Raw genomic sequence first — 1,066 nt, 5'->3', positions numbered from 1 at the left:
CCTGAATTCAACACATAAGTGCAACGCTCACCCCTGTATGCACTTCGTACGGCGTCTTCCAGCCCAAGCGCTTGCGCGGGCGTAGATTGATCCTCGCTACTGTCCGATTGACGGCTTCGACGGTCAGCTTGCTGAAGTCGCTGCCCTTGGGGAAATACTGGCGGAGCAGACCGTTGGTGTTTTCATTGGTGCCACGTTGCCAGGATGAATAGGGGTCTGCAAAAAAGACCTGGCACTGGCTCCGTAGCGCGATGCGTTCATGCCCGGCAAACTCCCTTCCGTTATCCAGCGTCAGCGTGTGAGCGGCATGGCCCTGAAGCATCAGATTGATCGCCCGCGTTACCTGCCGGCGCGTTCTGCGCTTGACCGGATAGGCGCTCAGATAGCCGCTTTTGCGATCAACCAGGGTCACCAGGTTACCGCCCAGTCCATGTACCGTATCGCCCTCCCAGTCCCCCAGGCGCTCGCGGCTTTCGACCTCGGCTGGGCGTTCACTGATTGACACGCGATTACGCAGCTGCCCGCGCCGATCGTGGCTTCCATAGCGTTTCCGGTAGCGCTTTCGGCGATGTCGCAGATAGGTATAAAGCTCACCACCGGCGCGCTGTTCGGCGGCAATGAACCGATAAATCCACTCATGGCTGACCGCCCGGCTTGGCTGCTCCTGCTTCAACCGCTGGGCGATCTGCTCCGGACTCATGCCATGCTTGAGCCACACCGGGAGATGATGGCTGAGCCATGTCGCCGGCTTGCAAAACTTGCGCGCACCCGCTCGACGAGCATCACTTTCATGGGCCGCAGAAACAGCCTTGTAGATATTCTGGGTGCTGTTGCGGCGAACCTCGCGACTGATCGTCGAGGGATGCACGCCGACCCGCTTTGCAATGCTCGCCTGGCTCTCTGCGGCGCTCAAGCCAGCCTCAATCTGGTAACGTTGTCCCTGAGTCAGCTGCCGGTAATGCGTAGTCATCTGCGCTTGAATCCTTCGGTGTGAGAGCCTGGATTCTACCGGTGGCTGGCTCTCTGCCTCTCGTTTCAAGCGTTGCGCTTATTCTATGAATTCAGG

General features: G+C 59.1%; 1 protein-coding gene. It reads right to left on the bottom strand.

All coding sequences use genetic code 11. The features are described 5' to 3' along the window. Positions 1–7: 7 nt before the first annotated feature. The gene (locus tag H7995_RS28095; protein WP_004577240.1) at positions 8–970 is read right to left on the bottom strand and encodes an IS30-like element ISPpu17 family transposase; all 963 of its coding nucleotides are present in this window, start codon (positions 968–970) and stop codon (positions 8–10) included. Positions 971–1,066 lie beyond the last annotated feature (96 nt).

It is taken from the genome of Pseudomonas kielensis (assembly GCF_014236655.1).
Classification (GTDB): domain Bacteria; phylum Pseudomonadota; class Gammaproteobacteria; order Pseudomonadales; family Pseudomonadaceae; genus Aquipseudomonas; species Aquipseudomonas kielensis.
This window is presented reverse-complemented; position numbering and strand designations above follow the sequence as displayed.

What these genes read in the sequence shown, in the direction of transcription:
- H7995_RS28095 (WP_004577240.1), bottom strand. Translation starts at nt 970, where the DNA reads ATGACTACGCATTACCGGCAGCTGACTCAGGGACAACGTTACCAGATT.